3 protein-coding genes and 6 rRNA genes are annotated in these 13,791 nt (G+C 45.2%); all 9 read left to right on the top strand.

The window, feature by feature from the left end:
- Window positions 1-248: 248 nt before the first annotated feature.
- Window positions 249-1,798: ribosomal RNA gene (locus ABID96_RS00045) — 16S ribosomal RNA — on the top strand.
- 151 nt (window positions 1,799-1,949) lie between these two features.
- Window positions 1,950-4,889, top strand: a 23S ribosomal RNA gene (locus tag ABID96_RS00040).
- A gap of 52 nt (window positions 4,890-4,941) precedes the next feature.
- Window positions 4,942-5,057: ribosomal RNA gene (gene rrf, locus ABID96_RS00035) — 5S ribosomal RNA — on the top strand.
- Window positions 5,058-5,212: 155 nt separating this feature from the next.
- Complete coding sequence (locus ABID96_RS00030; RefSeq protein WP_192604587.1) at window positions 5,213-6,964, top strand: ABC transporter ATP-binding protein; 1,752 nt, start codon at window positions 5,213-5,215, stop codon at window positions 6,962-6,964.
- Window positions 6,965-6,984: 20 nt separating this feature from the next.
- A complete protein-coding gene (locus tag ABID96_RS00025) occupies window positions 6,985-7,662 on the top strand; it encodes a response regulator transcription factor (RefSeq protein ID WP_192604588.1) in 678 nt (225 codons plus the stop codon).
- Window positions 7,659-8,729 (top strand): HAMP domain-containing sensor histidine kinase, encoded by a 1,071-nt coding sequence (locus tag ABID96_RS00020; protein ID WP_192604589.1) that lies wholly within the window; start codon window positions 7,659-7,661, stop codon window positions 8,727-8,729. The genes ABID96_RS00025 and ABID96_RS00020 overlap by 4 nt, the downstream gene beginning before the upstream one ends.
- A 278-nt stretch (window positions 8,730-9,007) precedes the next feature.
- Window positions 9,008-10,558: ribosomal RNA gene (locus ABID96_RS00015) — 16S ribosomal RNA — on the top strand.
- A 151-nt stretch (window positions 10,559-10,709) separates the two neighbouring features.
- Window positions 10,710-13,649 (top strand): 23S ribosomal RNA (locus ABID96_RS00010).
- A gap of 52 nt (window positions 13,650-13,701) precedes the next feature.
- Window positions 13,702-13,791, top strand: a 5S ribosomal RNA gene (gene rrf / locus ABID96_RS00005); the annotation flags it as partial.

Here is a 13,791-nt window from a genome sequence, read left to right as displayed (position 1 = left end):
AAAAATGCGTTATTTTTGTCTAATATATTATTGAAAACCCTTATAAAATAGGGAATTTCGTTTAAAATAGAAAATAACGTATTTTTTTTAAAATTATTTTATAAAAACATCTTGACCATTAGCGATACCTTTGATATTATATAGAAGTCGCCAATGAGTGACACAATATGAACTTTGAAAACTAAACAAAACATGAAGTAAAACGTCAATTATTAGTTTTTTGAGCAATACAAGATTTAAACTTAACTATTATGGAGAGTTTGATCCTGGCTCAGGACGAACGCTGGCGGCGTGCCTAATACATGCAAGTCGAGCGGACTTGTAGGAGCTTGCTCCTGCAGGTTAGCGGCGGACGGGTGAGTAACACGTGGGCAACCTACCTGTAAGACTGGGATAACTTCGGGAAACCGGAGCTAATACCGGATGACATAAAGGAACTCCTGTTCCTTTATTGAAAGATGGCTTCGGCTATCACTTACAGATGGGCCCGCGGCGCATTAGCTAGTTGGTGAGGTAACGGCTCACCAAGGCGACGATGCGTAGCCGACCTGAGAGGGTGATCGGCCACACTGGGACTGAGACACGGCCCAGACTCCTACGGGAGGCAGCAGTAGGGAATCTTCCGCAATGGACGAAAGTCTGACGGAGCAACGCCGCGTGAACGATGAAGGCCTTCGGGTCGTAAAGTTCTGTTGTTAGGGAAGAACAAGTGCTAGTTAAATAAGCTGGCACCTTGACGGTACCTAACCAGAAAGCCACGGCTAACTACGTGCCAGCAGCCGCGGTAATACGTAGGTGGCAAGCGTTGTCCGGAATTATTGGGCGTAAAGCGCGCGCAGGCGGTTTCTTAAGTCTGATGTGAAAGCCCCCGGCTCAACCGGGGAGGGTCATTGGAAACTGGGAAACTTGAGTGCAGAAGAGGAAAGTGGAATTCCAAGTGTAGCGGTGAAATGCGTAGAGATTTGGAGGAACACCAGTGGCGAAGGCGACTTTCTGGTCTGTAACTGACGCTGAGGCGCGAAAGCGTGGGGAGCAAACAGGATTAGATACCCTGGTAGTCCACGCTGTAAACGATGAGTGCTAAGTGTTAGAGGGTTTCCGCCCTTTAGTGCTGAAGTTAACGCATTAAGCACTCCGCCTGGGGAGTACGGTCGCAAGACTGAAACTCAAAGGAATTGACGGGGGCCCGCACAAGTGGTGGAGCATGTGGTTTAATTCGAAGCAACGCGAAGAACCTTACCAGGTCTTGACATCCTCTGACAACCCTAGAGATAGGGCGTTCCCTTCGGGGACAGAGTGACAGGTGGTGCATGGTTGTCGTCAGCTCGTGTCGTGAGATGTTGGGTTAAGTCCCGCAACGAGCGCAACCCTTGATCTTAGTTGCCAGCATTCAGTTGGGCACTCTAAGGTGACTGCCGGTGACAAACCGGAGGAAGGTGGGGATGACGTCAAATCATCATGCCCCTTATGACCTGGGCTACACACGTGCTACAATGGATAGTACAAAGGGTTGCAAGACCGCGAGGTGGAGCTAATCCCATAAAACTATTCTCAGTTCGGATTGTAGGCTGCAACTCGCCTACATGAAGCCGGAATCACTAGTAATCGCGGATCAGCATGCCGCGGTGAATACGTTCCCGGGCCTTGTACACACCGCCCGTCACACCACGAGAGTTTGTAACACCCGAAGTCGGTGGGGTAACCTTTTAGGGGCCAGCCGCCTAAGGTGGGACAGATGATTGGGGTGAAGTCGTAACAAGGTAGCCGTATCGGAAGGTGCGGCTGGATCACCTCCTTTCTATGGAGACATCATGAACCGTTGGTTCATGCATGAAAAGATGTTTCTTCATTGTTTTGTTTAGTTTTGAGAGTTCACTCTCAATTTGTACCTTGAAAACTAGATAATGTCATTCATTAAACTGCGTAAGTTTAATTTAAGTTTTAAAATTAGTTAAGTTAGAAAGGGCGCACGGTGGATGCCTTGGCACTAGGAGTCGATGAAGGACGGGACTAACACCGATATGCTTCGGGGAGCTGTAAGTAAGCTTTGATCCGGAGATTTCCGAATGGGGGAACCCACTACTCGTAATGGAGTAGTATCATTACCTGAATACATAGGGTAATGAGGACAGACCCAGGGAACTGAAACATCTAAGTACCTGGAGGAACAGAAAGCAAAATGCGATTTCCTGAGTAGCGGCGAGCGAAACGGAAGATAGCCCAAACCAAGAGGCTTGCCTCTTGGGGTTGTAGGACACTCTATACGGAGTTACAAAGGAACGGGGTAAATGAAGCGACCTGGAAAGGTCCGTCGAAGAAGGTAAAAACCCTGTAGTTGAAACCTCGTTCCCTCTTGAGTGGATCCTGAGTACGGCGGAACACGTGAAATTCCGTCGGAATCTGGGAGGACCATCTCCCAAGGCTAAATACTACCTAGTGACCGATAGTGAACCAGTACCGTGAGGGAAAGGTGAAAAGCACCCCGGAAGGGGAGTGAAAGAGAACCTGAAACCGTGTGCTTACAAATAGTCAGAGCTCGTTAATGAGTGATGGCGTGCCTTTTGTAGAATGAACCGGCGAGTTACGATCCCGTGCAAGGTTAAGTTGAAGAGACGGAGCCGCAGCGAAAGCGAGTCTGAATAGGGCGATATAGTACGTGGTCGTAGACCCGAAACCGAGTGATCTACCCATGTCCAGGATGAAGTTCAGGTAACACTGAATGGAGGTCCGAACCCACGCACGTTGAAAAGTGCGGGGATGAGGTGTGGGTAGCGGAGAAATTCCAATCGAACTCGGAGATAGCTGGTTCTCCCCGAAATAGCTTTAGGGCTAGCCTTATGTGTTAGAGTCTTGGAGGTAGAGCACTGATTGGACTAGGGGCCCCCAACGGGTTACCGAATTCAGTCAAACTCCGAATGCCAATGACTTATCCATAGGAGTCAGACTACGAGTGATAAGATCCGTGGTCAAGAGGGAAACAGCCCAGACCGCCAGCTAAGGTCCCAAAGTATACGTTAAGTGGAAAAGGATGTGGAGTTGCTTAGACAACCAGGATGTTGGCTTAGAAGCAGCCACCATTTAAAGAGTGCGTAATAGCTCACTGGTCGAGTGACTCTGCGCCGAAAATGTAACGGGGCTAAACGTATCACCGAAGCTGCGGATTGATACCGTATGGTATCAGTGGTAGGGGAGCGTTCTAAGGGCGTTGAAGCTAGATCGTAAGGACTGGTGGAGCGCTTAGAAGTGAGAATGCCGGTATGAGTAGCGAAAGACGGGTGAGAATCCCGTCCACCGTATGCCTAAGGTTTCCTGGGGAAGGCTCGTCCTCCCAGGGTTAGTCAGGACCTAAGCCGAGGCCGACAGGCGTAGGCGATGGACAACAGGTTGATATTCCTGTACCACCTGATTTCCGTTTGAGCAATGGAGGGACGCAGAAAGATAGGGTAAGCGCGCTGCTGGATATGCGCGTCCAAGCAATTAGGCTGATGTGTAGGCAAATCCGCACATCGTTAAGGCTGAGTTGTGATGGCGAGGGAAATATAGTACCGAAGTTCCTGATTCTACGCTGCCAAGAAAAGCTTCTAGCGAGGAAATAGGTGCCTGTACCGCAAACCGACACAGGTAGGCGAGGAGAGAATCCTAAGGTGAGCGAGAGAACTATGGTTAAGGAACTCGGCAAAATGACCCCGTAACTTCGGGAGAAGGGGTGCTCTTTTGGGTGCAAGCCCGGGAGAGCCGCAGTGAAAAGGCCCAAGCGACTGTTTAGCAAAAACACAGGTCTCTGCGAAGCCGTAAGGCGAAGTATAGGGGCTGACGCCTGCCCGGTGCTGGAAGGTTAAGAGGAGGGGTTATCCCTTACGGGAGAAGCTCTGAATTGAAGCCCCAGTAAACGGCGGCCGTAACTATAACGGTCCTAAGGTAGCGAAATTCCTTGTCGGGTAAGTTCCGACCCGCACGAAAGGCGTAACGATTTGGGCACTGTCTCAACCATAGACTCGGTGAAATTATAGTACCTGTGAAGATGCAGGTTACCCGCGACAGGACGGAAAGACCCCGTGGAGCTTTACTGCAGCTTGATATTGAATTTTGGTACAGCTTGTACAGGATAGGTAGGAGCCTGAGAAGCCGGAGCGCCAGCTTCGGTGGAGGCGTCGGTGGGATACTACCCTGGCTGTATTGAAATTCTAACCTAGAGCCGTTATCCGGCTCGGAGACAGTGTCAGGTGGGCAGTTTGACTGGGGCGGTCGCCTCCTAAAGAGTAACGGAGGCGCCCAAAGGTTCCCTCAGAATGGTTGGAAATCATTCGAAGAGTGTAAAGGCATAAGGGAGCTTGACTGCGAGACCTACAAGTCGAGCAGGGACGAAAGTCGGGCTTAGTGATCCGGTGGTTCCGCATGGAAGGGCCATCGCTCAACGGATAAAAGCTACCCCGGGGATAACAGGCTTATCTCCCCCAAGAGTCCACATCGACGGGGAGGTTTGGCACCTCGATGTCGGCTCATCGCATCCTGGGGCTGTAGTCGGTCCCAAGGGTTGGGCTGTTCGCCCATTAAAGCGGTACGCGAGCTGGGTTCAGAACGTCGTGAGACAGTTCGGTCCCTATCCGTCGTGGGCGCAGGAAATTTGAGAGGAGCTGTCCTTAGTACGAGAGGACCGGGATGGACACACCGCTGGTGTACCAGTTGTTCTGCCAAGAGCATGGCTGGGTAGCTATGTGTGGAAGGGATAAGTGCTGAAAGCATCTAAGCATGAAGCCCCCCTCAAGATGAGATTTCCCATAGCGTTAAGCTAGTAAGACCCCTGAGAGATGATCAGGTTGATAGGTCAGAGGTGGAAGCGTGGTGACACGTGGAGCTGACTGATACTAATCGGTCGAGGACTTAACTAACAAGTTTGATAATGACATTATCTAGTTTTGAGGGTACAAACCCACAAATAAATCAGGTGATTAAGGCGAAGAGGTCACACCCGTTCCCATACCGAACACGGCAGTTAAGCTCTTCAGCGTCGATGGTAGTTGGGGGTTTCCCCCTGTGAGAGTAGAACGTCGCCTGGTAAATGAAAAACATCAGCTATTAAGCTGATGTTTTTTTGTGTTTTTAAAGTTAAAATTTCTTTGGTAGATTGTAAATCCTAGTTCATTTTTTATTCATATTTAAGATGTAAATTTAATAAGTACTTAAATTTAGATATAGAGTTAGGAGTAAAGTGATGAAAGAAGAAAAAAATATAAATAAAAACGATTGGAAGAACTTTATAGCATTAATTAAAAGCGCAAACCCACCTAAGGTCTTATTCATTGTAGGTGTCTTATTAAGTGTTACAACAACTTTAGTTGGATTAATATTACCGTTACTTACTAAAAAGTTCGTAGATGGGTTTTCAATATCATCTTTAAGTGCTGGGCAAATAGCTTTATTTGCAGGTGTACTTCTTTTACAGGCCATATCTTCAGCTACTGCAATTTACTTATTGAGTAGAGTTGGTAATCAGGTTGTAGCAAATGTAAGACATAGACTATGGAAAAAGATGATTGTTCTACCAATTACTTATTACGATAATAGTCAAACAGGAGAAAATGTAAGTAGAGTTACCAATGATACAGCAATTTTAAAAGGTTTAATAACTGAACATATTACTAATTTTTTAACTGGTATTATTTCAATAATCGGTTCATTTGTTTTACTACTAATACTAGATTGGAAAATGACGTTAGTAACCTTTAGTATCATACCTGTTATTGTATTGATCTTTATCCCGATTGGAAGACAAATGTCAAAGCTGTCAAAGTTAACACAAGATGAAACAGCGAAGTTCACATCATTAATTAGCCAAGTCTTCTCTGAGATTAGATTAGTTAAAGTTTCAAATGCTGAATCAACTGAAATGACAAATGGTAGTAAGGGTATAAATAAGTTATTGTCATTTGGTATTAAAGAAGGAAAATTACATGCATTAATCGGACCAATCGTATCCTTTGTATTAATGTTAGTTCTTGTTGTGATTATTGGATATGGTGGGGTGAGAGTATCATCTGGTGCAATCACAGCAGGCGCACTTGTAGCCTATATACTGTATTTGTTTCAAATCATTTTTCCAGTTACTCAAATTACGCACTTTTTTACCGAGCTTCAAAAAACAAAAGGTGCAACAGAGCGTATGATCAATATTTTAGAGTTAGAAGAAGAAGATTATCAAAATGGAACTGAAGACACTGATACTAATTTACCAATTCATATAAATAAATTAAGCTTTGCATATAGGGATGAAGAAATTTTAAAAGAGCTTAACTTTTCTATCAATCCAGGTAAAGTAACTGCAATAGTTGGCCCTAGTGGTAGTGGGAAAACGACTTTGTTTTCATTAATTGAGCGCTTTTATTCTCCTACTGATGGAGAGATTATAATCGGCACAAATCCAATTAATAACTTTAAATTAGAAAGTTGGAGAAAACACATAGGTTATGTTGCTCAAGAAAGTCCTTTAATCATTGGTACGATTCGAGAGAATATTTGCTATGGTATTGAAAGGGAAGTAACTGAACAAGAATTAGTGAATGTTTCTAAAATGGCTTATGTAGACCAATTTGTTAGTGAATTACCATTAGGATTTGATACTGAAGTTGGAGAGCGAGGTATTAAATTATCCGGTGGTCAAAGACAGCGTATAGGTATTGCTAGAGCTTTATTAAGAAATCCAAAATTACTAATGTTAGATGAGGCTACATCGAATCTTGATAGTAGGTCGGAGTTAGTTGTTCAGAATGCACTATCAAATTTGATGCAGGGTAGAACTACATTAATCATTGCTCATCGTCTATCTACTGTAATTGATGCCGATCAAATCGTATTTTTAGATAAAGGAGAAATCACTGGTATCGGAACACATGATGAGTTATATAGCTACCACCCGATGTATAAAGAGTTTGCTGATCAACAATTAAGAGTGAACAGTATCGTATAACGTATTAGGGAAGGAAAAGTGTGATGACTAATATTTTAATTGTAGATGACGATCCTCATATTCGGAAGTTATTAAGTGTTTTATTAAGTAATGAAGGATTTATAGTGTATGAGTCAACAAATGGTATCGAAGCTTTAGAAACTTTTGATAAACAAAAAATAGATCTTATGATCATTGATTTAATGATGCCTAAAATGGATGGTTTCGAGCTTTGCCAAGAGGTAAGATCTGCATATGATCTTCCTATCATTATGCTTACTGCAAAGGGTGAAACGGAGCAAAAAGTAAAGGGCTTTAAATTGGGAACAGATGACTATGTTGTAAAACCGTTTGAACCAGTTGAGTTAATTGTAAGAGTAAAAGCTTTATTAAGAAGAGCGAAAATATCATCTTCACAAATAGTCCATGTTGGAAATTTAATGATAGATCATGGGAATTTTAAGGTAATCTGCAATGGCAACACAATTACTATACCTCTGAAGGAACTAGAATTATTGTTTGTATTGGCTAGTTCTCTTGGAAGAACCTTTTCAAGAGAACAGTTGATTGAAAATATATGGGGTTTTGATTATCAAGGGGATGAAAGAACAGTGGATGTTCATATTAAACGACTAAGAGAGCGATTTCCCGAGAAAGAATTTCATTTTAAAATTACAACCGTTTGGGGATTGGGATATCGAATGGAGATTATAAAATGAAAATTTTAAAAGATGTATTACATGCTATATTATTTTTTGCAGGAATTATTATCATTAGTAGTGTAATTACTTATTTCTCCACAAATCTTATATATGATCGTTATTTTAATAACCTATCAGATCTAACAGTACATATTATCAATACATTATTAACTTTTGTAGTACTAGGAATATTTGCTGCTATTGTTGGTAAATTCTTTCATCATCCTAAACAAAAGATCATGATAAATGAGATAAATCATGCGATTAAGAGTATTTCTCGAGGTGATTATAACGTTACACTAAATTTTGAAAAATTTCCTGATATGAATAGAGGAGAAATCGGAAAAATTGTTAATAGCTTCAATAATATGGCAGTTAGTCTAGAACAGGTAGAAAAAATGAGACAGGAATTTATCTCTAATGTATCTCATGAGATTCAATCTCCACTTACATCTATAAAAGGATTTGCAAAAGTACTTCAAAACGAAAACTTACCTACAGAAGAAAGAATGCAATATTTAAGTATTATTGAGTATGAAAGTAATCGTTTATCTAAACTTAGTGATAATCTGCTCAAATTGACATCTTTGGAAACACAAGACCAACCACTCGACAAAGCTATGTTTTCATTAAATAGTCAACTAATGTATTCAATTTTAAGTTGTGAGCCTCAAATACTTGAAAAGGATATCAATATGGTAGTAAATCTAAATAAGGTTGATATTGAAGGAGATGAAGTGCTCTTAAACCAAGTGTGGCAGAATTTAATAAGTAATAGTATTAAGTTCACTCCTAATGGTGGAGAAATTTCAGTATCGGTAACGGAAAACAATGATAAGATAATCGTACAAATAAAAGATTCTGGAATTGGAATATCTAATGAAGATCAACTGCATATTTTTGAAAGATTTTATAAAGCAGATAAGTCTAGAGATCGAACTACTATGGGGAATGGACTAGGATTATCTATTGTTAGAAAAATTGTCGAAATGCATAACGGTTTAGTATATGTAGAAAGTGAAGTTGGTATAGGTTCAACGTTTATTGTGGAACTACCCTGCAAAAAAAAGCTGATGGTTTTGTAATACCATGTTTTTAACATAAAATGAAAAACATTTTTGTTTTATGTTAAAAAGGTATTGCATTAGTGAAAAATAGATGGTATATTATTAATCGTTGTCACATTAAAACAAAGTGTTCAACAAATTATAATGAAAAATTAGTTGTTGACAAAAACAACTAAAAAATGTTATTATAATATAAGTCGCTTACGAGCGATGAAATGATCTTTGAAAACTAAACAAAACATGAAGTAAAACGTCAATTATTAGTTTTTTGAGCAATACAAGATTTAAACTTAACTATTATGGAGAGTTTGATCCTGGCTCAGGACGAACGCTGGCGGCGTGCCTAATACATGCAAGTCGAGCGGACTTGTAGGAGCTTGCTCCTGCAGGTTAGCGGCGGACGGGTGAGTAACACGTGGGCAACCTACCTGTAAGACTGGGATAACTTCGGGAAACCGGAGCTAATACCGGATGACATAAAGGAACTCCTGTTCCTTTATTGAAAGATGGCTTCGGCTATCACTTACAGATGGGCCCGCGGCGCATTAGCTAGTTGGTGAGGTAACGGCTCACCAAGGCGACGATGCGTAGCCGACCTGAGAGGGTGATCGGCCACACTGGGACTGAGACACGGCCCAGACTCCTACGGGAGGCAGCAGTAGGGAATCTTCCGCAATGGACGAAAGTCTGACGGAGCAACGCCGCGTGAACGATGAAGGCCTTCGGGTCGTAAAGTTCTGTTGTTAGGGAAGAACAAGTGCTAGTTAAATAAGCTGGCACCTTGACGGTACCTAACCAGAAAGCCACGGCTAACTACGTGCCAGCAGCCGCGGTAATACGTAGGTGGCAAGCGTTGTCCGGAATTATTGGGCGTAAAGCGCGCGCAGGCGGTTTCTTAAGTCTGATGTGAAAGCCCCCGGCTCAACCGGGGAGGGTCATTGGAAACTGGGAAACTTGAGTGCAGAAGAGGAAAGTGGAATTCCAAGTGTAGCGGTGAAATGCGTAGAGATTTGGAGGAACACCAGTGGCGAAGGCGACTTTCTGGTCTGTAACTGACGCTGAGGCGCGAAAGCGTGGGGGAGCAAACAGGATTAGATACCCTGGTAGTCCACGCTGTAAACGATGAGTGCTAAGTGTTAGAGGGTTTCCGCCCTTTAGTGCTGAAGTTAACGCATTAAGCACTCCGCCTGGGGAGTACGGTCGCAAGACTGAAACTCAAAGGAATTGACGGGGGCCCGCACAAGTGGTGGAGCATGTGGTTTAATTCGAAGCAACGCGAAGAACCTTACCAGGTCTTGACATCCTCTGACAACCCTAGAGATAGGGCGTTCCCTTCGGGGACAGAGTGACAGGTGGTGCATGGTTGTCGTCAGCTCGTGTCGTGAGATGTTGGGTTAAGTCCCGCAACGAGCGCAACCCTTGATCTTAGTTGCCAGCATTCAGTTGGGCACTCTAAGGTGACTGCCGGTGACAAACCGGAGGAAGGTGGGGATGACGTCAAATCATCATGCCCCTTATGACCTGGGCTACACACGTGCTACAATGGATAGTACAAAGGGTTGCAAGACCGCGAGGTGGAGCTAATCCCATAAAACTATTCTCAGTTCGGATTGTAGGCTGCAACTCGCCTACATGAAGCCGGAATCACTAGTAATCGCGGATCAGCATGCCGCGGTGAATACGTTCCCGGGCCTTGTACACACCGCCCGTCACACCACGAGAGTTTGTAACACCCGAAGTCGGTGGGGTAACCTTTTAGGGGCCAGCCGCCTAAGGTGGGACAGATGATTGGGGTGAAGTCGTAACAAGGTAGCCGTATCGGAAGGTGCGGCTGGATCACCTCCTTTCTATGGAGACATCATGAACCGTTGGTTCATGCATGAAAAGATGTTTCTTCATTGTTTTGTTTAGTTTTGAGAGTTCACTCTCAATTTGTACCTTGAAAACTAGATAATGTCATTCATTAAACTGCGTAAGTTTAATTTAAGTTTTAAAATTAGTTAAGTTAGAAAGGGCGCACGGTGGATGCCTTGGCACTAGGAGTCGATGAAGGACGGGACTAACACCGATATGCTTCGGGGAGCTGTAAGTAAGCTTTGATCCGGAGATTTCCGAATGGGGGAACCCACTACTCGTAATGGAGTAGTATCATTACCTGAATACATAGGGTAATGAGGACAGACCCAGGGAACTGAAACATCTAAGTACCTGGAGGAACAGAAAGCAAAATGCGATTTCCTGAGTAGCGGCGAGCGAAACGGAAGATAGCCCAAACCAAGAGGCTTGCCTCTTGGGGTTGTAGGACACTCTATACGGAGTTACAAAGGAACGGGGTAAATGAAGCGACCTGGAAAGGTCCGTCGAAGAAGGTAAAAACCCTGTAGTTGAAACCTCGTTCCCTCTTGAGTGGATCCTGAGTACGGCGGAACACGTGAAATTCCGTCGGAATCTGGGAGGACCATCTCCCAAGGCTAAATACTACCTAGTGACCGATAGTGAACCAGTACCGTGAGGGAAAGGTGAAAAGCACCCCGGAAGGGGAGTGAAAGAGAACCTGAAACCGTGTGCTTACAAATAGTCAGAGCTCGTTAATGAGTGATGGCGTGCCTTTTGTAGAATGAACCGGCGAGTTACGATCCCGTGCAAGGTTAAGTTGAAGAGACGGAGCCGCAGCGAAAGCGAGTCTGAATAGGGCGATATAGTACGTGGTCGTAGACCCGAAACCGAGTGATCTACCCATGTCCAGGATGAAGTTCAGGTAACACTGAATGGAGGTCCGAACCCACGCACGTTGAAAAGTGCGGGGATGAGGTGTGGGTAGCGGAGAAATTCCAATCGAACTCGGAGATAGCTGGTTCTCCCCGAAATAGCTTTAGGGCTAGCCTTATGTGTTAGAGTCTTGGAGGTAGAGCACTGATTGGACTAGGGGCCCCCAACGGGTTACCGAATTCAGTCAAACTCCGAATGCCAATGACTTATCCATAGGAGTCAGACTACGAGTGATAAGATCCGTGGTCAAGAGGGAAACAGCCCAGACCGCCAGCTAAGGTCCCAAAGTATACGTTAAGTGGAAAAGGATGTGAAGTTGCTTAGACAACCAGGATGTTGGCTTAGAAGCAGCCACCATTTAAAGAGTGCGTAATAGCTCACTGGTCGAGTGACTCTGCGCCGAAAATGTAACGGGGCTAAACGTATCACCGAAGCTGCGGATTGATACCGTATGGTATCAGTGGTAGGGGAGCGTTCTAAGGGCGTTGAAGCTAGATCGTAAGGACTGGTGGAGCGCTTAGAAGTGAGAATGCCGGTATGAGTAGCGAAAGACGGGTGAGAATCCCGTCCACCGTATGCCTAAGGTTTCCTGGGGAAGGCTCGTCCTCCCAGGGTTAGTCAGGACCTAAGCCGAGGCCGACAGGCGTAGGCGATGGACAACAGGTTGATATTCCTGTACCACCTGATTTCCGTTTGAGCAATGGAGGGACGCAGAAAGATAGGGTAAGCGCGCTGCTGGATATGCGCGTCCAAGCAATTAGGCTGATGTGTAGGCAAATCCGCACATCGTTAAGGCTGAGTTGTGATGGCGAGGGAAATATAGTACCGAAGTTCCTGATTCTACGCTGCCAAGAAAAGCTTCTAGCGAGGAAATAGGTGCCTGTACCGCAAACCGACACAGGTAGGCGAGGAGAGAATCCTAAGGTGAGCGAGAGAACTATGGTTAAGGAACTCGGCAAAATGACCCCGTAACTTCGGGAGAAGGGGTGCTCTTTTGGGTGCAAGCCCGGGAGAGCCGCAGTGAAAAGGCCCAAGCGACTGTTTAGCAAAAACACAGGTCTCTGCGAAGCCGTAAGGCGAAGTATAGGGGCTGACGCCTGCCCGGTGCTGGAAGGTTAAGAGGAGGGGTTATCCCTTACGGGAGAAGCTCTGAATTGAAGCCCCAGTAAACGGCGGCCGTAACTATAACGGTCCTAAGGTAGCGAAATTCCTTGTCGGGTAAGTTCCGACCCGCACGAAAGGCGTAACGATTTGGGCACTGTCTCAACCATAGACTCGGTGAAATTATAGTACCTGTGAAGATGCAGGTTACCCGCGACAGGACGGAAAGACCCCGTGGAGCTTTACTGCAGCTTGATATTGAATTTTGGTACAGCTTGTACAGGATAGGTAGGAGCCTGAGAAGCCGGAGCGCCAGCTTCGGTGGAGGCGTCGGTGGGATACTACCCTGGCTGTATTGAAATTCTAACCTAGAGCCGTTATCCGGCTCGGAGACAGTGTCAGGTGGGCAGTTTGACTGGGGCGGTCGCCTCCTAAAGAGTAACGGAGGCGCCCAAAGGTTCCCTCAGAATGGTTGGAAATCATTCGAAGAGTGTAAAGGCATAAGGGAGCTTGACTGCGAGACCTACAAGTCGAGCAGGGACGAAAGTCGGGCTTAGTGATCCGGTGGTTCCGCATGGAAGGGCCATCGCTCAACGGATAAAAGCTACCCCGGGGATAACAGGCTTATCTCCCCCAAGAGTCCACATCGACGGGGAGGTTTGGCACCTCGATGTCGGCTCATCGCATCCTGGGGCTGTAGTCGGTCCCAAGGGTTGGGCTGTTCGCCCATTAAAGCGGTACGCGAGCTGGGTTCAGAACGTCGTGAGACAGTTCGGTCCCTATCCGTCGTGGGCGCAGGAAATTTGAGAGGAGCTGTCCTTAGTACGAGAGGACCGGGATGGACACACCGCTGGTGTACCAGTTGTTCTGCCAAGAGCATGGCTGGGTAGCTATGTGTGGAAGGGATAAGTGCTGAAAGCATCTAAGCATGAAGCCCCCCTCAAGATGAGATTTCCCATAGCGTTAAGCTAGTAAGACCCCTGAGAGATGATCAGGTTGATAGGTCAGAGGTGGAAGCGTGGTGACACGTGGAGCTGACTGATACTAATCGGTCGAGGACTTAACTAACAAGTTTGATAATGACATTATCTAGTTTTGAGGGTACAAACCCACAAATAAATCAGGTGATTAAGGCGAAGAGGTCACACCCGTTCCCATACCGAACACGGCAGTTAAGCTCTTCAGCGTCGATGGTAGTTGGGGGTTTCCC

Origin of the sequence: Gottfriedia sp. OAE603, from assembly GCF_040543965.1 — a bacterium.
In the GTDB taxonomy this organism is placed as follows: Bacteria; Bacillota; Bacilli; order Bacillales; family Bacillaceae_G; genus Gottfriedia; species Gottfriedia solisilvae.
This window is presented reverse-complemented; position numbering and strand designations above follow the sequence as displayed.